This is a genomic window from Pseudomonas sp. AK-TSAG1-1, assembly GCF_056821665.1.
Window position 1 is genome coordinate 5,943,989 of the sequence record NZ_CM165965.1, and the last position, 20,400, is coordinate 5,964,388.

18 protein-coding genes are annotated in these 20,400 nt (G+C 61.2%); 6 read left to right on the forward strand and 12 right to left on the reverse strand.

Annotation, left to right across the window (positions count from 1 at the left end):
- The first annotated feature begins 105 nt into the window (after window positions 1-105).
- Complete coding sequence (locus tag AC1UK9_RS26980) at window positions 106-738, forward strand: TetR/AcrR family transcriptional regulator (RefSeq protein WP_025112028.1); 633 nt, start codon at window positions 106-108, stop codon at window positions 736-738.
- 161 nt (window positions 739-899) lie between these two features.
- Here the strand turns inward: AC1UK9_RS26980 and AC1UK9_RS26985 are convergent, their stop codons facing one another.
- The 8 genes from AC1UK9_RS26985 to AC1UK9_RS27020 form a co-directional block, all read right to left on the reverse strand.
- Window positions 900-1,115, reverse strand: coding sequence for a TOBE domain-containing protein (locus AC1UK9_RS26985; protein ID WP_003229256.1), 216 nt, complete (start codon window positions 1,113-1,115; stop codon window positions 900-902).
- Between the two features lie 106 nt (window positions 1,116-1,221).
- Entirely contained in the window at window positions 1,222-2,028 is an 807-nt protein-coding gene (ssuB, locus tag AC1UK9_RS26990) for an aliphatic sulfonates ABC transporter ATP-binding protein (protein ID WP_473013863.1), read from the reverse strand.
- Entirely contained in the window at window positions 2,025-2,807 is a 783-nt protein-coding gene (gene ssuC / locus AC1UK9_RS26995; protein ID WP_093429771.1) for an aliphatic sulfonate ABC transporter permease SsuC, read from the reverse strand. The genes ssuB and ssuC overlap by 4 nt, the downstream gene beginning before the upstream one ends.
- Before the next feature lie 8 nt (window positions 2,808-2,815).
- On the reverse strand, window positions 2,816-3,964 hold the full coding sequence (ssuD, locus tag AC1UK9_RS27000; protein WP_025112025.1) for an FMNH2-dependent alkanesulfonate monooxygenase: 1,149 nt from the start codon (window positions 3,962-3,964) through the stop codon (window positions 2,816-2,818).
- A gap of 25 nt (window positions 3,965-3,989) precedes the next feature.
- Entirely contained in the window at window positions 3,990-4,985 is a 996-nt protein-coding gene (locus tag AC1UK9_RS27005) for a sulfonate ABC transporter substrate-binding protein (protein WP_473013865.1), read from the reverse strand.
- Window positions 4,986-5,073: 88 nt separating this feature from the next.
- On the reverse strand, window positions 5,074-5,667 hold the full coding sequence (gene ssuE, locus AC1UK9_RS27010) for an NADPH-dependent FMN reductase (RefSeq protein ID WP_025112023.1): 594 nt from the start codon (window positions 5,665-5,667) through the stop codon (window positions 5,074-5,076).
- 323 nt (window positions 5,668-5,990) lie between these two features.
- Window positions 5,991-6,629 (reverse strand): peroxiredoxin, encoded by a 639-nt coding sequence (locus AC1UK9_RS27015; protein ID WP_025112022.1) that lies wholly within the window; start codon window positions 6,627-6,629, stop codon window positions 5,991-5,993.
- A 294-nt stretch (window positions 6,630-6,923) separates the two neighbouring features.
- The gene (locus AC1UK9_RS27020) at window positions 6,924-8,249 is read right to left on the reverse strand and encodes an OprD family porin (protein WP_482578815.1); all 1,326 of its coding nucleotides are present in this window, start codon (window positions 8,247-8,249) and stop codon (window positions 6,924-6,926) included.
- A 366-nt stretch (window positions 8,250-8,615) separates the two neighbouring features.
- Between AC1UK9_RS27020 and tauA the strand changes: the two genes are divergently transcribed.
- The gene (gene tauA / locus AC1UK9_RS27025) at window positions 8,616-9,608 is read left to right on the forward strand and encodes a taurine ABC transporter substrate-binding protein (protein ID WP_482578816.1); all 993 of its coding nucleotides are present in this window, start codon (window positions 8,616-8,618) and stop codon (window positions 9,606-9,608) included.
- Between the two features lie 50 nt (window positions 9,609-9,658).
- Here tauA and argA read toward each other — a convergent pair whose 3' ends face one another.
- Complete coding sequence (argA, locus tag AC1UK9_RS27030; RefSeq protein ID WP_025112019.1) at window positions 9,659-10,960, reverse strand: amino-acid N-acetyltransferase; 1,302 nt, start codon at window positions 10,958-10,960, stop codon at window positions 9,659-9,661.
- Window positions 10,961-11,225: 265 nt separating this feature from the next.
- Complete coding sequence (gene argE / locus AC1UK9_RS27035) at window positions 11,226-12,380, reverse strand: acetylornithine deacetylase (RefSeq protein WP_482578817.1); 1,155 nt, start codon at window positions 12,378-12,380, stop codon at window positions 11,226-11,228.
- 156 nt (window positions 12,381-12,536) lie between these two features.
- Here argE and AC1UK9_RS27040 point away from each other — a divergent pair, with 156 nt between their 5' ends.
- Entirely contained in the window at window positions 12,537-13,907 is a 1,371-nt protein-coding gene (locus AC1UK9_RS27040) for a CYTH domain-containing protein (RefSeq protein WP_025112017.1), read from the forward strand.
- A gap of 99 nt (window positions 13,908-14,006) precedes the next feature.
- Here AC1UK9_RS27040 and AC1UK9_RS27045 read toward each other — a convergent pair whose 3' ends face one another.
- Window positions 14,007-14,477, reverse strand: coding sequence for an Lrp/AsnC family transcriptional regulator (locus AC1UK9_RS27045; protein WP_025112016.1), 471 nt, complete (start codon window positions 14,475-14,477; stop codon window positions 14,007-14,009).
- Window positions 14,478-14,603: 126 nt separating this feature from the next.
- Here AC1UK9_RS27045 and AC1UK9_RS27050 point away from each other — a divergent pair, with 126 nt between their 5' ends.
- From AC1UK9_RS27050 to AC1UK9_RS27060, 3 genes are all read left to right on the forward strand, one after another.
- A complete protein-coding gene (locus AC1UK9_RS27050) occupies window positions 14,604-14,942 on the forward strand; it encodes a hypothetical protein (RefSeq protein WP_025112015.1) in 339 nt (112 codons plus the stop codon).
- Between the two features lie 90 nt (window positions 14,943-15,032).
- Window positions 15,033-16,817 (forward strand): type IV pilus assembly ATPase TfpB, encoded by a 1,785-nt coding sequence (gene tfpB, locus AC1UK9_RS27055; protein ID WP_482578819.1) that lies wholly within the window; start codon window positions 15,033-15,035, stop codon window positions 16,815-16,817.
- A gap of 70 nt (window positions 16,818-16,887) precedes the next feature.
- Window positions 16,888-17,205 (forward strand): DUF2388 domain-containing protein, encoded by a 318-nt coding sequence (locus AC1UK9_RS27060; protein ID WP_102354863.1) that lies wholly within the window; start codon window positions 16,888-16,890, stop codon window positions 17,203-17,205.
- A 175-nt stretch (window positions 17,206-17,380) separates the two neighbouring features.
- On the opposite strand, the gene gcvP is transcribed toward AC1UK9_RS27060, so the two are convergent.
- Window positions 17,381-20,254, reverse strand: coding sequence for an aminomethyl-transferring glycine dehydrogenase (gene gcvP, locus AC1UK9_RS27065; protein WP_482578820.1), 2,874 nt, complete (start codon window positions 20,252-20,254; stop codon window positions 17,381-17,383).
- Window positions 20,255-20,400: the final 146 nt, after the last annotated feature.

The window sequence follows — 20,400 nt, forward strand, 5'->3', positions numbered from 1 at the left end:
TGTAGATAGAGATCAACTGTGGAAGGGGGCTTGCTCCCGAAGGCGTCCTGGCAGACAACACACGGCTCGGCTCGTACAATGCCCGCTGCCCCGCAGGAGACTTCCATGACGCGTCCCGCCCCCGTCCGCAAACCCCGTGCCCGCAGTCAGGCGCGAATCGATTCGATACTCGACGCCGCACGCACGCTGCTGGCCGCCGAGGGCGTGGCCAGCCTGTCGATCTACAGCGTGGCCGAACGCGCGCAGATTCCGCCCTCCTCCGTGTACCACTTCTTCGCCAGTGTGCCGGCGCTGCTCGAAGCACTGACCGCCGACGTGCATGCGGCGTTTCGCGCCTGCCTGCAAGCGCCGATCGACCACGATGCCCTGCGCGACTGGCGCGACCTGTCGCGGCTGGTCGAGGAGCGGATGCTGGAGATCTATGACGAAGACGCCGCCGCCCGCCAGTTGATCCTCGCCCAGCATGGCCTGACCGAAGTGACCCAGGCCGACCGGCAGCACGACATCGAACTGGGCGACCTGATGCACAAGCTGTTCGACCACCACTTCGAATTGCCGCGACTGCCGAACGATGTCGATGTGTTTGCGCTGGCGATGGAACTGGGTGACCGCGTGTATGCGCGCTCGGTGCAGCAGCATGGCCAGATCACGCCGCGCATGGCGGAGGAAGGGATGCGGGTGTTTGATGCTTATATCGGCCTGTATCTGCCGCCATATTTACCCAAGAGAATTCTTTAGCGTCCTGACCGGCCTCTTCGCGAGCAAGCCCGCTCCCCCATTTGGAATGCGGTTCCCTGTGGGAGCGGGCTTGCTCGCGAAGGCCGCGCCGCCGATGTCCAGTCAGGCACAAAAAACCCCGAAGGGCTCACGCCCTCCGGGGTTTGTTTTTTTCCACAGGCTTACAACTTGGCGATCGACACCTCGGTGGATTTCACAAAGGCGATCACCTCGCTGCCCACCACCAGTTCCAGCTCCTTGACCGAACGGGTGGTGATCACCGAAGTGACGATACCGGAGGCGGTCTGCACGTCGATTTCCGACAGCACGTCGCCGAGAACGATCTCTTTGATCGAGCCTTTGAACTGGTTGCGCACGTTGATGGCTTTGATAGTCATGATATTTCTCCTGGGGTCGAAATAAGCTGCAAGTTGCAAGTTTCAAGCGGCAAGCAAAAGCACAGCGCTTTTACTTGAGGCTTGTCGCTTGACGCTCGAAGCTGCTTCATTGCGCCCAACGCAATTGCGTAGGCAGGGGTGAAACAGGTTCCGGCTCGGGCGGTTCACCGGGCAGGGACAGAACACGGTTGAGCACTTCGGTTTCCAGCGCCGCCAGTCGGTGCGAACCACGCACCCGAGGGCGCGCCAGCTCCACGTGCAGATCGAGACCGACTTCGCCGTCCTCGATCAGAATCACTCGGTCGGCAATCGCCACCGCTTCGCTGACATCGTGGGTCACCAGCAGCACCGTGAAGCCGTGCTGCTGCCACAAACGCTCAATCAGTTGCTGCATCTCGATCCGGGTCAGGGCGTCCAGCGCACCCAGCGGCTCGTCGAGCAGCAGCAGGCGCGGTTGGTGGATCAGCGCCCGGGCCAAGGCCACGCGCTGCTTCTGCCCACCGGACAAGGCGGCCGGCCACTCGTTGGCGCGATCGGCCAGACCGACCGATTCCAGCGCTTGCAGGGCCTGCGGACGCCAGTTGCCCTTGAGGCCGAGACCGACGTTGTCGATGATCTTTTTCCACGGCAGCAGCCGTGCTTCCTGAAACATCAGCCGGGTGTCTTCCCGCGCATCACTCAGCGCTGCGGCGCCGGCCAGCAGGTCGCCGCCAGTCGGTTGGTCGAGGCCGGCGAGCAAACGCAGCAAGGTGCTCTTGCCGCAACCGCTGCGCCCGACCACCGCAACGAATTGCCCCGCCGGAATGTGCAGGTCGATGTTGCGCAGCACCTGCCGCGCACCGAAGGTTTTCTGCAGGTTGCGCACCACCAGCGGAATTCCGCGCAGCAGGCGTGGAGGTTGTTGAGCAGTCATGCCGCACCTCCCTTGGCAACCTGATAGGCCGGATGCCAGCGCAGCCAGACGCGCTCAAGGCCACGGGCAGCGAGGTCAGCGAGTTTGCCGAGCACCGCGTAAAGCAGGATCGCCAGCACCACCACGTCGGTCTGCAAAAACTCGCGGGCATTCATTGCCAGGTAGCCAATGCCGGAGCTGGCGGAAATGGTTTCGGCAACGATCAGCGTCAGCCACATGAAGCCCAGCGCGAAGCGCACACCGACCAGAATCGAAGGCAGCGCGCCCGGCAGAATCACCTGCCAGAACAGGCTGAAACCACTCAAGCCATAACTGCGCGCCATCTCTACCAGCGCCGGGTCGACGTTGCGGATGCCGTGGTACGTGTTGAGGTAGATCGGGAACAAGGTGCCCAACGCCACCAGGAAAATCTTCGCCGACTCGTCGATGCCGAACCACAGGATCACCAGTGGAATCAGCGCCAGGTGCGGCACGTTGCGGATCATCTGCACCGAGCTGTCGAGCAAGCGTTCGCCCCACTTCGACAGGCCGGTGATGAAGCCCAGCGCCAGACCGATGCTGCCGCCGATGGTGAAGCCCAGCGCCGCGCGCCAGCCGCTGATTGCCAGGTGCGTCCAGATCTCGCCACTGCGCACCAGACTGACACCGGCCTCGATCACCGCCACCGGTGCCGGCAGGATCCGCGTCGACAACCAACCGGCCGACACCGACAACTGCCACACCGCCAGCAACAACACCGGCAACGCCCAGGGCGCGAGGCTGTGGATGATTTTCTTCATGGCGCGCCTCAGCTCTGCGACGCGGCTTTGGGAAGAATGTCGTTGGCGACCATCTCGCCAAACGGGCTGACGTAGCCGGCGCTTTTCGGCAGTTCCGGGCGCTCGACATCAAGGTGCGGAAACAACAATTCGGCGACCCGATACGACTCTTCGAGGTGTGGATAACCGGAGAAGATGAAGGTATCGATACCGAGATCCGCGTATTCCTTCACGCGCGCCGCCACAGTCGGGCCATCGCCGACCAGCGCCGTGCCGGCACCACCGCGCACCAGACCGACGCCAGCCCACAGGTTCGGGCTGACTTCGAGATTGTCGCGACTGCCGCCGTGCAGCGCGGCCATGCGTTGCTGACCAACCGAATCGAAACGCGCCAGCGACGCTTGAGCACGAGCGATGGTGTCGTCATCCAGGTGCGAGATCAGCCGATCTGCCGCCTGCCAGGCTTCAGCGTTGGTTTCGCGGACGATCACATGCAGACGAATGCCGAAGCGTACGGTGCGTCCGAGCTTGGCGGCTTTGGCGCGAACCTGCTCAATCTTCTCGGCCACCGCTGCGGGCGGCTCGCCCCAGGTCAGGACCATCTCGACCTGTTCTGCGGCCAGGTCCTGCGCCGCTTCCGACGAGCCACCGAAGTACAGCGGCGGACGCGGTTGCTGGATCGGCGGATAGAGCAGCTTGGCGCCTTTCACGCTGATGTGTTGGCCGTCGTAATCAACGGTTTCACCTTCCAGCACCCGACGCCAGATGCGGGTGAATTCCACCGAGGCCTGATAGCGCTCCTCGTGACTGAGGAACAGACCGTCGCCGGCCAACTCTTCCGGGTCACCGCCGGTCACCAGATTGAACAGCGCACGGCCGCCGGACAGGCGATCCAGCGTGGCCGCCTGCCGCGCCGCGACCGTCGGGGAAATGATCCCGGGGCGCAGGGCAACGAGGAACTTCAGACGCTGAGTCACCGGGATCAACGACGCGGCCACCAGCCACGAGTCTTCGCAGGAACGCCCGGTGGGAATCAGCACACCGCCGAAACCCAGACGATCCGCCGCTTGCGCGACCTGTTGCAGATAACCGTGGTCGACGGCGCGAGCGCCTTCGGCGGTGCCAAGGTAATGGCCATCGCCGTGTGTAGGCAGGAACCAGAAGATGTTGAGGCTCATGGAGTGGTCTCCTTGGGAATTCGAATTACTGGGCTTGGGTAACCGAGCTTTGGGCCACAGCGGCTGGTGGTGTCCAGATCACATCCTTGATGCTCAGCGGCTTGGGGATCAGCTTGAGCTGGAAGAACGTGTCAGCGATTTTCTGTTGCGCGGCGACCACTTCCGGGGTCAGGAACAGCGCACCGTAGCCTTGGCGTTTCACCGAGGTCAGGGTGATATCCGCCGGCAGGCCGAGCAGCGGCGCGACCTGTTGAGTCACGTCTTCAGGGTTGGCTTTGGACCACTCGCCGACCGCGCGCACTTCCTCCACGAGGGTCTTGATCACCTGAGGATTTTTCTCTGCGTAAGGTTTGGTCGCGAGATAGAACTGGTGGTTGTCGACGATGCCTTTGCCGTCGCGCAGGGTGCGCGCTTGCAGCTGTTGCTCGGCGGCGGCCTGGTACGGGTCCCAGATCACCCAGGCGTCGACGCTGCCACGTTCGAATGCGGCGCGGGCATCGGCCGGCGGCAGGAACACGGTCTGGATGTCGGTGTATTTGAGGCCGGCATCTTCCAGCGCGCGCACCAGCAGGTAGTGGACGTTGGAGCCTTTGTTCAGGGCGACTTTCTTGCCTTTCAGATCCGCCACCGATTTGATCGGCGAGTCTTTCGGCACGAGGATCGCTTCGCTGTTCGGCGCGGGTGGCTCGTAAGCGACGTACAGCAGATCGGCGCCAGCGGCCTGGGCGAACACTGGCGGGGTTTCGCCAGTGACACCGAAGTCGATCGAGCCGACATTCAGGCCTTCAAGCAGTTGCGGGCCACCGGGGAATTCGGTCCATTGCACGTCGACGCCTTGAGCGGCCAGACGCTTTTCCAGGGTGCCTTTGGCTTTGAGCAGCACCAGCGTGCCGTATTTCTGATAACCGATCCGCAGCACGCCTTCATGGGTAGAAAGCGCTTGAGCTTGAGTGATGGCGCCGAAGGTGACAGCCGCAGCAAACAGAGCGACCAGACCACGACGCAAAAGTACAGTGCGCATAGCGCTCTCCTTTTTGCTGTTGGGTTGTGGCTGCACCTGCTTGCCCGTTGGCGGGCGAGTAAGGCCAGTACTTCAATTTCGATGAGGCTTAAATGCTCCAGCGAGCACTCAACAAACGTTCATTCAACAAGCCCGGCTCCAGCGGTTTCGGCCGGCGGGCCATGGCACTGACAAACTGGTCCAGCGCTTCATGCAGACGCTGCTCCAGCGCCGGCGCCAGTTGCGCCTGGGCACTGCCTTCGCCGTACGCGATCTGGCTGTCCTCGGCGAAAATGCCTTGCAGCATTTCCTGCGCTTTCAACGCCGACAGCACCGGTTTGAGGGCGTAATCGACCACCAGCATGTGGGCGATGCTGCCGCCGGTGGCCATCGGCAAAACAATCTTGTGGTTCAGGGCGCGCTCGGGCAGCAGGTCCAGCACGGTCTTCAGCGCGCCGGAAAACGACGCTTTGTAGACCGGGGTGGCAATCAGCAGACCGTCGGCGCTTTCAATCTGGGCCAGCAGGTCGAGCACCTTCGGGCTGTCGAAGCGGGCGTGGAGCAGGTCTTCGGCCGGGAAGTCCCTGACCTGATAACTCACCACTTCCACCCCCTGCTCCTGCAACCAGCGTTGCGAGCGCTCCAGCAACACTCCAGAGCGGGAGCGTTGGCTGGGACTGCCACCGAGCGAGACGACCAGCATTCAGACGATTCCTTGCGCGTTACAGGCGATTCGCAGGTTGCGATCTCGCTTCGATGGGGTGACCTTACCAGCTGATTTATATATCCATAAATCATATTTATTCATTTGGTTATGCATTTAAGCGATATAGGATTTGCTTTTCAGCGGGCAAAAAAACAGGCCGTGGAAACGGCCTGAAATCCCCTGCTTTGTAGTTCTGAATTCTGGATTGCCTGGACTGACGTCTTCGCGAGCAGGCTCGCTCCCACATTTGAAATGCAACCCCCTGTGGGAGCGAGCCTGCTCGCGAAAGCGCTGGCGGCTACACCGCAAATCTCACTGCCTTACTTGTTCGGCTGTGGCGTCAGGCGCAGATACGGTTTCACCGCACGATAGCCTTTCGGGAAGCGTCGCTTGATCTCGTCTTCATCCTTGAGCGACGGCACGATCACCACCTCTTCACCGTCCTGCCAGTTGGCGGGTGTAGCCACCTTGTAGTTGTCGGTGAGCTGCAACGAATCGATTACCCGCAAGATCTCGTGGAAGTTGCGCCCGGTGCTCGCCGGGTAGGTGATGGTCAGGCGGATCTTCTTGTTCGGATCAATCACGAACAGCGAACGCACGGTCAGCGTGTCGCTGGCGTTCGGGTGGATCAGGTCATAGAGATCGGAGACCTTGCGGTCGGCATCGGCCAGGATCGGGAAGTTGACGATCGTATTCTGGGTTTCGTTGATGTCCTCGATCCACTTGTGGTGCGAGTCCACCGGATCGACCGACAGCGCAATGGCTTTGACGCCGCGCTTGCTGAACTCATCCTTGAGCTTGGCGGTGAAACCCAGCTCGGTGGTGCACACCGGGGTGAAGTCGGCCGGGTGGGAGAACAGCACGCCCCAGCTATCGCCCAGCCACTCGTGGAAACGAATCTTGCCGGCGCTGGAATCCTGTTCGAAGTCGGGGGCGATGTCGCCGAGTCTGAGGCTCATGGTGCTGCTCCTGATGAGTTGTTGGAGAACTCAACTGTAGCTCGGGATTCGCCATCATGAAAAAGAATAAATAACTAGATATCTAGAACCCAAAGGAATATTAAACATCGTTCACTGGACGCTCGCCGGCATCGCGACGAACATCGCTCTCAAGGTTCGAGAAGGCCTTGAGTAGCTGCAAAGAGGGGAATTTCGGGAAGGGCTTACGGGGGTGAGTCTGACTCGAAAATGCAAAAGCCCCGCCCGGCACGGTGCCGGACGGGGCTTTTTTACATCAGCAGCTTGAACGCGCTATTACAGCAGCGGGATCGAGTAGCTGACGATCAGGCGGTTTTCGTCCTGGGAACGGGTGTTCGCCAGGTCGGTACGCCACATAGCGTTTTTCCAGGCTACGCCGAGGTTTTTCAGCGGGCCTTCAGGGATCACGTAACCAACGGTCAGGTCACGTTCCCACTCGGTTTTTTCGCCCAGCGGGGTGTCGATGTTGTTGCCACGCAGGTAGATCAGGTTGGCGGTCAGACCAGGAACGCCGATCTTGGCGAAATCGTAGCCGTAGCGAGCCTGCCAGGTACGCTCGCCAGCACGGGCGAACTTCTGGATCTGCATGTCGGTGATGGTGCTGTTGGACGAGCCGTCACCCTGGTTCAGCCAAGGGAAGTCGCTGTCGCCCTTGGTGTACTGGTAGCCGGCACCGAAGGTGTGACCTTCAACCGAGTACAGTGCCAGGTAGCTGTACAGGTCGTTGTCGACCTTGCCCTTGACGGTTTTGCCACCGTAGTAACCGCTGGTGTAGTAGGCAGAAGTATCGCCGTTGGCACCGTTGTCACGGCTGCGGTAGTAACGCAGGTCGCTTTTCAGTACGCCCGGGCCGATGCCCCAGTTGTGTACCAGACCCAGGAAGTTCTGCGAGTAGAAGTCTTTCAGCTCGCCGTAGTAGTAAGAAGCGGTCAGATCTTTGTTGATCTTGTAGTCAGCACCACCGTAGTAGAACTTGTTGCTGAACACGCCCTTGTCGTAGTTCGAACCAGCGTTCGCGCCGGCAATCGACATGTTCTCGTTGTTGCTGGAGTTACGACCTTTCACGGCCTCAACCTGACCGGCAGTCAGAGTCAGGTCCTTGAATTCGTTCGAGGTGATCGCTTCGCCCTGGAAAGTTTGCGGCAGCAGACGACCGTCGTTGTACTTGATGACCGGGTTGTTCGGCATCAGCGTACCGACCTTCAGCTCGGTCTGGGAGATCTTGACCTTGCCGGTCACGCCCAGGCTGGCGAAGTCATTCACAGCTCTGTTGCCGTTGCTTGGGAACACAGTGCCACCCGACGACGTACCAGCAGCGTTGCCGCTCTTGTCCGGGCTGGAATCCAGACGCACGCCGTACAGGCCGATCGCGTCAACACCGAACTGCACGGTGCCTTGGGTGTAACCCGAGATGAAACGCAGATCGAAGCCTTGGCCCCACTCTTCGTTCTTGTTCGGGCCAGTGCCGTCACGGTTGTCGGTGTTGATGTAGAAGTTGCGCAGGCCCAGAGTGGCCTTGCTGTCTTCGATGAAACCGGCGGCGCCTGCCTGCTGCGCCAAAACCCCTACGGCCACAGCCAGGGCCAAGGTGGACTTGTTCATGTAAAGCTCCTCTCGTTTCTAATTCTTGTGTTCCTGGTCCTGGTCGAATGCCCGGATCCGTAGGTTCGCGATTAGCGCCAGAGCGTGACTGACAAGTCAATCGTAACCTTGTGTGTCTACGACCAAGGTCTAATCGCAGTATTTGGGTCCCTGCACAGTACTGACTTTCCTGATAACCCCAAAAAGAATTATTTCATTCTTTTTTATATCATCTGAGTATATGGCCCAGTAGTGGCCACCTGCAGCGCAACACAGGATATCGGCTACTAAGCTAATTACTAAATGGTATTTGTTCGCCTATTTTTAGATCGATTAGCGTTGACGTTTCCAAATCACGTCAAACCCTATCCAAAAGGCGACGCCATCATGGCCAAACGGGCACTATCTAGTCAATTTGTTACAGTTTGTGTGTCGGTAATAATTTCTTTCTCCGCCCAAGCCGCCAACCTCACTGTTGGCTATCAAACCGGTATCGACCCGAGCAAAGTTCCTCAGGCTGATGGCACCTACGAGAAAACCATCGGCCAGCAGATCGACTGGCGACGCTTCAATAGTGGCCCGGAAGTTGTGACAGCCATTGCATCGGGCGATGTGCAGATCGGCAATCTTGGCTCCAGCCCTTTGGCAGCGGCTGCTTCGCGCAATCTGCCGATCGTCGCGTTCATTGTTTCAGCGCAGATCAATGCCGCCGAAGCCTTGGTGGTACGCAATGGCAGCGGGATCAACACCCCGCAGGATCTGGTCGGCAAGACCATCGCCACACCCTTTGTCTCCACCTCCCACTACAGCCTGCTCGGCGCACTCAAGCACTGGGGCCTGGACACCAGCAAAGTCAAAGTGGTGAACCTGCAGCCCGCGGAAATCGCCGCGGCGTGGAAGCGCGGCGACATTGACGGCGCGTTTGTCTGGTCGCCGGCATTGGGAGAAATCCGCAAGACCGGCAAGACCCTGACCGATGCTGCACAAGTCGGCCAATGGGGCGCGCCGACCTTTGAAGTCTGGGTCGCACGCAAGGACTACGCCGAGAAACATCCTGAGGTGGTGGCCAAATTTGCCAAGGTCACTCTAGACGCGTTTGCCGATTACGCCAGCCATAAAGACAGCTGGACGGCAGACTCGGAACCGGTGCAGAAAATCGCCAAACTGACCGGCGCCAATGCCGCAGACGTGCCGGAGTTGCTGGCCGGTTCGGCCTTCCCGGATGCCAAGGCGCAGCAAACTGACGCGCTGCTGGATGGCGGCACGGCGAAGGCGATTGGTGAAACGGCGAAGTTTTTGAAGGAACAGGGCAAGGTTGAGACGGTGCTGCCGGATTACTCGCCTTACGTGAGTGCAAAGTTTGTAACCGAAAACGATTGAATATGTGGTGAGGGGATTCATCCCCTCGCCACAAAAGTCCTCACATGCTGTCAGAGGGTCTTTTCGAAGATTTTCGAGTTGCGCTGATAGTTGTAAAGCGACGCCCGCGCCGCTGGCAGGCGCTCGACGCTGCTCGGCTCGAAACCGCGTTCGCGGAACCAGTGCGCGGTGCGAGTGGTGAGGACGAACAGGGTTTTCAGGCCTTGTGCCCGGGCCCGGGTTTCGATGCGTTCCAGCAACTCATCACCGCGACCGCCATGCCGGTACTCAGGGTTTACCGCCAGGCACGCCAGCTCGCCGGCATCCGAATCGGCAATCTGATACAGCGCCGCACAGGCGATGATCATGCCTTCACGCTCGACCACGCTGAACTGCTCGATCTCACGCTCCAGCACCTCACGCGAGCGACGCACCAGAATCCCCTGCTCTTCCAGCGGGCTGATCAAGTCGAGCAAACCGCCGACGTCTTCAATCGCCGCCTCGCGCACCCGTTCGAATTGCTCTTGCGCAACCAGCGTACCGCCACCGTCACGGGTAAACAGTTCGGTCAGCAGCGCGCCGTCTTCGGCATAGCTGACGATATGGCTGCGCGCGACACCGCCACGACAGGCCTCGGCGGCAGCATCCAACAGTTCTGCCTGATAGTTGCTGCTGCCCAGACGCTGCAGATGCGCCGGCACCTGTTGCGGACGCAGTTCGCGCACCAGTTTGCCGTTCTCGTCGATCAGACCGAGGTCGGCACCAAACAGCAGCAATTTGTCAGCGCCCAGGTCGATGGCGGCGCGGGTGGCGACGTCTTCGCAGGCCAGGTTGAAGATTTCACCGGTCGGCGAATAGCCCAACGGCGAGAGCAGCACGATCGAGCGCTCGTCGAGCAGACGATTGATGCCTTTGCGGTCGACCCGGCGCACCTCGCCGGTGTGGTGATAGTCGACACCTTCCAGCACGCCGATCGGCCGCGCCGTGACCAGGTTGCCGCTGGCTACCCGCAGGCGCGAGCCCTGCATTGGCGACGAGGCCATGTCCATCGACAGCCGCGCTTCGATGGCGATGCGCAACTGGCCAACCGCGTCGATCACGCACTCCAGCGTCGCCGCATCGGTGATGCGCATGCCGTGGTGGTAGTGCGGGGTCAGGCCACGGGCGGCGAGGCGGGTTTCAATCTGCGGGCGCGAACCATGGACCAGCACCAGACGCACGCCAAGGCTGTGCAACAGCACGAGGTCGTGGACGATGTTGCCGAAGTTCGGGTGCTCCACGCCGTCGCCGGGCAGCATGACGACGAAGGTGCAATCGCGGTGGGCATTGATGTAAGGGGACGCGTGACGAAGCCAATTGACGTATTCGGGCATGAACCTGGGCCTGTAATAAATAGCAGCCGGAAAAAGGGCGAAACGGAAAACGCACAGCGGGCTGATGGTTATCGTCGGAACAGGCTTGGCGACACGCGCGCTCTCCTCATGAATACGGGTTGGGGTGCTGGCAATTTACAGCGTTTGGTCAGGCAAAACACAGTCCTCCTGTGGGAGCGGGCTTGCTCGCGAAGGCGTCGTGTCAATCGACATGGATGGACCTGACACTCCGTCTTCGCGAGCAAGCCCGCTCCCACAGGGGGCATCATCGTTCGTCAGTCGTGAGGCAGTAATGTTCAATCAACTGCCGCAATAGCTGCACGGTAGGCTGCAAACGTGACATTTCAAGGTACTCGCCGGGCTGATGTGCACAGGCGATGTCGCCGGGGCCGAGCACGATGGTTTCGCAGCCAAGGCGCTGAAGATAAGGCGCTTCGGTGCCAAACGCTACTGCTTCGGCGCGGTGACCGGTGAGCTTTTCAGCGATGCGCACCAATTCGGCGTCTTCGGCCTGCTCAAACGACGGCACTTCCGGGAACAACGGTTTGTAATCGATCTTCACCTGATGCCGCTCGGCCACCGGATTGAGCTTGCGCAGAATCTCCGCACGCAGGACTTTGGGGTCCATGCCCGGCAACGGGCGCAGGTCAAACTCCAGCGAACACTGGCCGCAAATGCGGTTGGGGTTGTCACCGCCATGGATGCAGCCGAAGTTCATGGTCGGTTGCGGCACGCTGAATTGCGGGTTGTTGAACTCGCGCTGCCACAACAGGCGCAGGCCGCGCAGTTCGCCGATGGCGTCGTGCATCGCTTCGAGGGCGCTGTGGCCCAGGCGCGGATCCGACGAATGGCCGCTCTGCCCGAGAATGTCGATGCGCTCCATCATGATGCCTTTGTGCATGCGGATCGGCTTGAGCCCGGTCGGCTCGCCGATCACCGCCGCGCGCCCAATCGGACGACCGGCCTCGGCCAGCGCCCGGGCACCGGACATCGAGCTTTCTTCATCACAGGTGGCGAGGATCAGCAGCGGTTGCTTGAATGGCTGGTCAAGCAGTGGCCGCACGGCTTCGATGATCAGGGCAAAAAAGCCCTTCATGTCGCAACTGCCCAGCCCGACCCAGCGGCCGTCGACTTCGGTGAGCTTCAGCGGATCGGTCTGCCACAGCGCATCGTCATAAGGAACGGTATCGCTGTGCCCGGCCAGGACCAGGCCGCCGGGGCCGCTGCCGAAACTGGCGAGGAGGTTGAATTTACCGGGGCTGACCTGCTGGATATCGCAGCTGAAGCCCAGATCACCCAGCCAACCGGCGAGCAAATCGATCACCGCCCGGTTGGACTGATCCAGGCTCGGTTGGGTGCAACTGACCGACGGTGAGGCGATCAGTGCAGCGAACTGGTCTTGCATGGATGGCAAAGGCATCGCTGACTCCAACTCCCGATTTGAAGTCCATCATAGAGCCATCCGGCGCCAGGAATAAACCGCCGCAGGGCGTAGGACGTATCAGTCCTGTACACTGCACGGCCTTGGCAGCCACACATTCCCCCGGCTGCGCTCCCGATCCTGGATTTTCCGGCCATGCAGAAAGAAACCGAAATCAAACTCCGCGTCAGCCGCGAAACCCTCGCCGCCCTGCGCGAGCACCCGTTACTGAAAAAACGCAACAAAAATGGCTGGGAACGCCGTGAGTTGATGAACCAGTACTTCGACACCCCCGAGCGCGATCTGGCCCAGGCCAAAGTCGCCCTGCGTCTGCGCAAGGACGGTGACGAAGTGATTCAGACCCTCAAGACCCGCGGCCAGAGCGTTGCCGGCCTGTCCGAGCGTAACGAGTACGACTGGAAGTTGCCCAAAGCCAAGCTCGACGTGAAGAAACTCGACGGCGAATGCTGGCCCGAGTCGCTGGCCGAGCTCGACAAGAAAACCCTGAAGCCGATCTTCACCACCGACTTCGTCCGCGAGCGCGCCGAAATCGCCTGGGGCCGCGGCAAGGCCAAGGTGGTCATCGAAGCCGCACTGGACCTCGGCCACGTAGTGGTCGGCAAACAGAAAGAAGAAATCTGCGAGCTGGAACTGGAACTGCGTGAGGGTGAGCCGGCGGCACTGCTGGAACTGGCCGCTGAACTGGCCGAAACCCTGGCCCTGATGCCGTGCGACATCAGTAAGGCCGAACGCGGCTACCGTCTGTACGACGCCAACAGCTATTCGCTGAGCCTGCCAGCGCCGCAGCTGACGCCGGAAACCCAACTGGACGACGCCTTCGCCGCGCTCTGCTGGCACCTGCTCGGCAGCAGCCAGCGTCTGGCTGAACAATACCGTTTCAACGGCCACTGGCGCCTGCTGCTGGACTGGGTCGAGAACCTCGCGGAAATGCGCGCCCTGCTCAGCAGCCTCGGTCAGGCTGCACCGCGTCCTGCGACGCACGACTTGCGTGTGGCACTCGATGCATTGCTCGAAGACTGGCGCCCGCTGGTTCAGGTCGGCATCGAAGACGAAGACGTGCGCAAGGCGGCGCCGGAGCAGTTCCTCGAAGAACTGGAAGACCCGCGCTGGGGCCTGTTCTCGCTGACTGCGTCGCGCTGGCTGCTGGCCCGCACCTGGACCGCCGAGCGCAACACCCGTGGCAATCGTCAGGGCGCCGCGCAACTGCACAGCTGGTTGCCACGTCTGTTGGGCGAAGAGGCTACGTCCCTGCAATTGCAGCGTTATCAGCAGCAACCGGAAGATCTGGCCGAGCAACTGCCGCGCATCGAGCGCATCCAGGTCTGGCTGCACCACGCGCGCAACGTGCTGGAGATCCCGGAAATGGATCGCCTGTACGGCGAGCTGAACAAACTGGCGCAACTGGCCAACGAGCCGACGATCACTGACGAACTGCTCGATGCGCGCAAGCAGCAGGCGATTGCGGTTTACCAGAATCGTGCCTGGAAAATGCTGCTGCGCATGTAACACAGCTTTCGCGAGCAGGCTCGCGCCCACAGGGGATTGCATTCCAACGGTGGGAGCGCGCCGGCTCCGGGCGGCGATCCGACGAAGCGGCCTGCACAATCAACGCATGACTGGCAGGCTGGTTGTCGACTTGATCTCCGACAGCGCCACAATCGAGTTCACTTCCTGTATCCCCGGCACCAGCGACAGCTTCTCGAAGAAGAACCGCTCATACGCCTCGATGTCCGCCGCGACAATGCGCAACAGAAAATCCACCGCCCCCATCAGCACATAACACTCCAAAACCTCCGGAAAGCCACGAATCGCCTCGGTGAATTCGGTGAAGTTCGAACGCCCGTGGGCGTTGAGTTTGATCTCGGCGAAGATCTGCGTGTTCAGGCCGATCTTCTTGCGATCAAGCAAAGTCACCTGACCGCGAATGATCCCCTCCTCCTTCATCCGCTGAATCCGCCGCCAGCACGGCGACTGCGACAGGCCCACCTGTTCGGCGATCTGTGCGCTGGACAGCGAAGCGTCCTCTTGCAGCAGAGCGAGTATCCTGCGGTCGTAACTGTCCAGCTCGCTGTGCATAGAAAAACCTCAAATGCCAGATATTACGAATTGATCTTTTCGATCGCTCGCCAATAACACCGATTTTAGCCAAGAAATACCCGACACCGAATGTAAAAATTTCTCCAGTGATTTTGGAGACTTGCCATGCCGCACCTTGAAGCCGTGAACAGCACCCCGACCCGCGCCGACGTCTGGAACGTGAGCAATGCCCATTGCCTGGCGCAATATCAGATTCTTGCCGAGGCTGAACCGGATCTTTTGGTGCGGGTGCTGAATCTGTTTGCGCTGCAATTTCTGACGCCCGTCCAGGTCAACGCCGAGCGCCTGGACGATCTGCTGTCGATCGATATGACTATCGACGGACTGAGCTGGCATCGCGCCGAAGTGATTGCGGAAAAACTTCGTAACCTGATCAGCGTCTGCTCGGTGAACCTGCAAAACGCCGACGCGGCGTGGAATACGCCCGCGCAAGCGGCGGGCTGACAAATCCGGCAACGGCTTTGTCGGGTAGTGGCCCAACGGTCTGCGAGGCCACGACTATCCTTTGCGAACTGTCGTTCAAAAGGAGCCCGCATGTCCGTTCAACTTGCCACTCAGGACCGCTGGCTGGATCTCAACGATGTACTGCGTGAACTGGTCGCCCAGGGTTTCATCAGCCAGGACTCGGCGGAGCAGGCGCTCAACGCCCGCCGCCGCCACGCGACCCACGGCCAGCCACATCCGCTGGAGTTCATCGCCAGCCAGCAGCTGGACGACCTCAGCCGTCCGGGCAAACACCTGGACCTGGAAAGCCTGACCCTGTGGCTGGCCCAACAGGCCGGCCAGCCGTATCTGCGCATCGACCCGTTGAAGATCAACGTTGCCGCGATCACTCCGCTGATGTCTTACGCGTTTGCCCAGCGGCACAAGATCCTTGCCGTGGCGGTCGACCGCGATGCCGTGGTCGTCGCCAGCGCCCAGCCCTACGTCACCGGCTGGGAGGCCGACCTGACCCACGTGCTGAAGCTGCCGATCAAACGGGTGGTCGCCAACCCGGTGGACATCCAGCGCTTCAGCGTCGAGTTCTTCCGCCTCGCCAAATCGGTCAGCGGCGCCAACAGTGCCGACCAGCACAGCGGCAACCTCGGCAACTTCGAGCAACTGCTCAACCTCGGTGCCAGCGATCAGGAGCCGGACGCCAACGATGCGCACATCGTCAACATCGTCGACTGGCTGTTCCAGTACGCCTTCCAGCAGCGCGCCAGCGATATCCACATCGAACCGCGCCGCGAACAGGGCACGGTGCGTTTTCGCATCGACGGCGTGCTGCACAACGTCTATCAATTCCCGCCGCAGGTGACGATGGCGATCGTCAGCCGCCTGAAAAGCCTCGGGCGGATGAATGTCGCCGAGAAGCGCAAACCCCAGGACGGCCGGGTCAAGACCAAGACTCCGGACGGTGGCGAGGTCGAGTTGCGTCTGTCGACCCTGCCCACCGCGTTCGGCGAAAAAATGGTCATGCGGATTTTTGACCCGGAAGTGCTGCTCAAGGACTTCGATCAGTTGGGCTTCTCCGCCGACGACCTGCGCCGCTGGCAGGACATGACCCGTCAGCCCAACGGCATCATTCTGGTCACCGGGCCGACCGGTTCAGGCAAGACCACCACGCTCTACACCACGCTGAAGAAGCTGGCGACGCCGGAGATCAACCTCTGCACCATCGAAGACCCGATCGAAATGGTCGAGCCGGCGTTCAACCAGATGCAGGTGCAGCACAACATCGACCTGAGCTTCGCCGCCGGGGTACGCGCGTTGATGCGACAGGACCCGGACATCATCATGATCGGCGAGATCCGCGATCTGGAGACTGCCGAAATGGCGATTCAGGCCGCGCTCACCGGACACCTGGTGTTGTCGACCCTGCACACCAACGATGCGCCCAGCGCGATCAGCCGCCTGCTCGAACTAGGCGTGCCGCATTATCTGATCAAGGCCACGGTGCTCGGGGTCATGGCCCAGCGGCTGGTGCGCACTTTGTGCCCGCACTGCAAGGCGCCGCTGACGCTGGAAGAGGAAGGCTGGCAAACCCTGACCCGCCCGTGGCAAGCTCCCTTGCCGGGCAATGCGCAACGCGCGATCGGTTGCCTGGAGTGCCGCGACACCGGTTATCGCGGGCGCGCCGGGGTCTACGAAATCATGCAACTGAGCGACAGCCTCAAAGCACTCATCACCCCGGACACCGACCTCACCGCCATCCGCCGGCAAGCCTTCAAGGAAGGCATGCGCAGCCTGCGCCTGTCGGGTGCACAGAAGGTCGCGGCGGGGCTGACTACCCTTGAAGAAGTGCTGCGGGTCACACCGCAGAGCGAGCAGAAATAGGCCACGACGGAACCGGATCGGGGAAATCGCAATCCAACGCCGTAGTTAACCCCCCAGGAGTCACTCAATCATGCGTCTGAAACTTGCTGTCGCCACCCTTGCCTTGCTGTCCCTTCCCGTTGGTTCAGCGATGGCCGACAGCTTTTGGCGTAACGTCATTTCGTCCGGCGCCACCACCGGTTCGACCTACCTGACCTTCAAGGATCACAAGCTGATCGTTGCCGCGCAGGACGATGCCGGCAGCTTCGTCGCCAGCGACGGCGGCATCCGTGGGCCGTACCTGGAAGCAGCGATGCAGAAAGTCCGCGCCGACAACCCGGGCCTGCAGGCCACGGACATGGAACTGGCGAATGCGATTCTGGCGAAGAACGCGGTGGAAACCGAGTAAGCCTGGCGTCGATAAAAATGCCGCTCAGATGAGCGGCATTTTTTTGCCCGGAATGTCGAATTCACCACATCACCCTGTGGGAGCGAGCCTGCTCGCGAACACGGCGGGTCAGATACAGGTATGTCTTCTGACACGACGCCTTCGCGAGCAGGCTCGCTCCCACTCAACCTGGAAATCAGCGGTAATCATCCACCGGAACACACGCGCAAAACAGATTGCGATCCCCATAGACATTGTCGACCCGGTTCACCGCCGGCCAGTATTTATGCGCCTTGGTGTGCGCATCCGGGGTAACGCCCTGCTCGATGCTGTAAGGCCGCTCCCAGACCCCGGTAACATCCGCCAGCGTATGCGGAGCACGCTTGAGCGGATTGTCTTCCGCCGGCCAGTTGCCGTTCTGCACCTCGGTGATTTCCGCACGAATACTCAACATGGCGCCGATAAACCGGTCCAGCTCAGCCTTGGACTCGCTCTCGGTCGGCTCGACCATCAGCGTCCCCGGCACCGGGAATGACATGGTTGGCGCATGGAAGCCGTAGTCCATCAGACGCTTGGCGACGTCCTCTTCGCTGATCCCGGTCTGCGCCTTCAACGGCCGTAGATCGAGAATGCACTCATGGGCCACCCGTCCGTTGCGCCCGGTGTACAGCACCGGGAAAGCGCCGGATAAGTGTTGCGCCAGATAATTCGCCGCCAGGATCGCCACTTCGCTGGCGTCCGCCAATTGCGGCCCCATCATCGCGATGTACATCCAGCTGATCGGCAAAATGCTCGCGCTGCCCCACGGCGCCGCGCTGACCGCGCCGTTCTGCGGCAGCGGGCCGTCGATCGGCACCACCGGGTGATTGGCGACGAACGGCGCCAGATGCGCACGAATGCCGATCGGCCCCATGCCAGGCCCGCCGCCGCCATGCGGAATGCAAAAGGTCTTGTGCAGATTCATGTGTGACACGTCGGCGCCGATGTCCGCCGGCCGCGCCAGCCCGACCTGCGCATTGAGGTTGGCGCCGTCCATGTACACCTGCCCGCCGTGCTTGTGGATAACTTCGCAGATTTCGCTGATGCCTTCCTCGTACACGCCGTGGGTCGAAGGATAGGTCGCCATCAGGCACGACAACTTGTCCCCCGCCTCGGCAGCCTTGGTTTTCAGGTCATCCAGATCGACGTTGCCGGCCTCGTCGCACTCGACGATCACCACGCGCATCCCCGCCATCTGTGCCGAAGCCGGGTTGGTGCCATGGGCCGAAGACGGAATCAGGCAGATGTCCCGTGCGCCCTGATGCCGGCTCTCGTGATATTTGCGAATCGCCAGCAGCCCGGCGTACTCGCCCTGAGCGCCGGAGTTGGGCTGCATGCAGATCGCATCAAACCCGGTGATCGCGCACAACCAGCGCTCCAGCTCTTCGATCATCAAGGTGTAACCGACCGCCTGCTCCCGAGGCGCAAACGGGTGCAGGTTGGCGAACTGCGGCCAGGTGATCGGGATCATTTCGCTGGTGGCATTGAGTTTCATGGTGCAGGAGCCCAGCGGGATCATCGACTGGTTGAGCGCCAGGTCCTTGTTCTCCAGTTGCTTGAGGTAGCGCAGCATCTCGGTTTCGCTGTGATGCGCGTTGAACACCGGATGACGCAGGTAAGGCGTCTTGCGCTGGAGGGAGTCGGGGATGCCTGAAACCAGCGTTTCTGCATCCATTTCGTCGACGTTCAACCCATGATCGGCGCCGAGCAGCACATCGAACAGTTTCGCTACCGTGTTTTCATCGCAAGTCTCGTCGAGGCTCAAGCCCACTCGGCCCCGGCCAAGAATCCGCAGGTTGATCTGCGCAGCCTTGGCGCTGTCGATGATCGCGCTCTGCGCGCCACCCACGTCGAGGGTCAGGGTGTCGAAAAACTGCCCGTTGACCCGCTGGAGGCCATGGCGCTCCAGGCCCGTAGCCAGAATGCAGGTCAGCCGATGTACCCGCTGGGCGATCCGTTTCAAGCCTTCAGGCCCGTGATACACCGCGTAGAAACTGGCGATGTTGGCCAGCAGCACCTGCGCGGTACAGATGTTCGAATTGGCCTTCTCCCGGCGAATGTGTTGCTCGCGGGTTTGCAGGGCCATGCGCAACGCGACGTTGCCGCGAGCGTCCTTCGAGACGCCGATGATCCGCCCCGGGATCGCCCGTTTGTATTCGTCGCGGCTGGCAAAAAACGCCGCATGCGGGCCGCCGTAACCCATCGGCACACCAAAGCGCTGGGACGAACCGAACACCACGTCCGCGCCCAGTTCACCCGGCGGCGTCAGCAGCAACAGGCTCAGCAGGTCCGCCGCCACACAGGCCAGCGCCTGCTGCGCGTGCAGTTGATCGATGACCGGGCGCAGATCGCGGATCTCGCCGTGGGTGTCGGGATACTGCAGCAGTGCGCCAAACACCTGGTGCTGTTTCAGGTTATCCACAGCGTCGATGATCAGTTCAAAGCCGAAACCTTCGGCGCGGGTCTGCACCACGGAGATGGTCTGCGGATGACAGTTCTCGTCGACGAAAAACAGATTGCTCCTGGACTTCGCCACACGCTTGGCCAACGCCATGGCTTCCGCCGCAGCGGTGGCTTCGTCGAGCAACGAGGCGTTGGCCAGTTCAAGCCCGGTGAGGTCGATGGTCAGTTGCTGAAAATTCAGCAACGCTTCAAGACGGCCCTGGGCGATCTCCGGTTGGTACGGGGTGTACGCGGTGTACCAGCCGGGATTTTCCAGCACGTTGCGCAGGATGACCGTCGGCGTCAGCGTGCCGTGGTAGCCCATGCCGATCAGACTGGTCCACACCTGGTTCTGCTCGGCATAACCGCGCAGCCTGGCCAGCGCCGCCTGTTCGTCGAGGGCCGGCGGCAAATCCAGCGCCCGGTTCAGGCGAATGCCCGGCGGCACCGTCTGCTCGATCAGTTCGACCCGGCTGCCGAGACCGAGGCTGTCGAGCATCGCCTGCTGTTCGGCAGCGTCGGGCCCCAAATGGCGGCGCAGGAAGGCTTCAGGGTCGCGTAACTGGCTCAAGGATGGCAACTGGGACATGACGGGCTCTCTCTTGACTGGCGCTCGGCGTCAACACGGTCAAACCAGCATAGCAGCCGATACCGACGCGCACGGCTTGGCGGCACAGGGCGTTCCGGGGCATGCTGTAGCGCCTGCATCAGGCGTCCAACTTTCGGATGATCGAA

Coding starts and splice junctions, on each gene's coding strand:
- AC1UK9_RS26980 (WP_025112028.1), top strand. CDS start 106: ATGACGCGTCCCGCCCCCGTCCGCAAACCCCGTGCCCGCAGTCAGGCG.
- AC1UK9_RS26985 (WP_003229256.1), bottom strand. CDS start 1,115: ATGACTATCAAAGCCATCAACGTGCGCAACCAGTTCAAAGGCTCGATC.
- ssuB (WP_473013863.1), bottom strand. CDS start 2,028: ATGACTGCTCAACAACCTCCACGCCTGCTGCGCGGAATTCCGCTGGTG.
- ssuC (WP_093429771.1), bottom strand. CDS start 2,807: ATGAAGAAAATCATCCACAGCCTCGCGCCCTGGGCGTTGCCGGTGTTG.
- ssuD (WP_025112025.1), bottom strand. CDS start 3,964: ATGAGCCTCAACATCTTCTGGTTCCTGCCTACACACGGCGATGGCCAT.
- AC1UK9_RS27005 (WP_473013865.1), bottom strand. CDS start 4,985: ATGCGCACTGTACTTTTGCGTCGTGGTCTGGTCGCTCTGTTTGCTGCG.
- ssuE (WP_025112023.1), bottom strand. CDS start 5,667: ATGCTGGTCGTCTCGCTCGGTGGCAGTCCCAGCCAACGCTCCCGCTCT.
- AC1UK9_RS27015 (WP_025112022.1), bottom strand. CDS start 6,629: ATGAGCCTCAGACTCGGCGACATCGCCCCCGACTTCGAACAGGATTCC.
- AC1UK9_RS27020 (WP_482578815.1), bottom strand. CDS start 8,249: ATGAACAAGTCCACCTTGGCCCTGGCTGTGGCCGTAGGGGTTTTGGCG.
- tauA (WP_482578816.1), top strand. CDS start 8,616: ATGGCCAAACGGGCACTATCTAGTCAATTTGTTACAGTTTGTGTGTCG.
- argA (WP_025112019.1), bottom strand. CDS start 10,960: ATGCCCGAATACGTCAATTGGCTTCGTCACGCGTCCCCTTACATCAAT.
- argE (WP_482578817.1), bottom strand. CDS start 12,380: ATGCCTTTGCCATCCATGCAAGACCAGTTCGCTGCACTGATCGCCTCA.
- AC1UK9_RS27040 (WP_025112017.1), top strand. CDS start 12,537: ATGCAGAAAGAAACCGAAATCAAACTCCGCGTCAGCCGCGAAACCCTC.
- AC1UK9_RS27045 (WP_025112016.1), bottom strand. CDS start 14,477: ATGCACAGCGAGCTGGACAGTTACGACCGCAGGATACTCGCTCTGCTG.
- AC1UK9_RS27050 (WP_025112015.1), top strand. CDS start 14,604: ATGCCGCACCTTGAAGCCGTGAACAGCACCCCGACCCGCGCCGACGTC.
- tfpB (WP_482578819.1), top strand. CDS start 15,033: ATGTCCGTTCAACTTGCCACTCAGGACCGCTGGCTGGATCTCAACGAT.
- AC1UK9_RS27060 (WP_102354863.1), top strand. CDS start 16,888: ATGCGTCTGAAACTTGCTGTCGCCACCCTTGCCTTGCTGTCCCTTCCC.
- gcvP (WP_482578820.1), bottom strand. CDS start 20,254: ATGTCCCAGTTGCCATCCTTGAGCCAGTTACGCGACCCTGAAGCCTTC.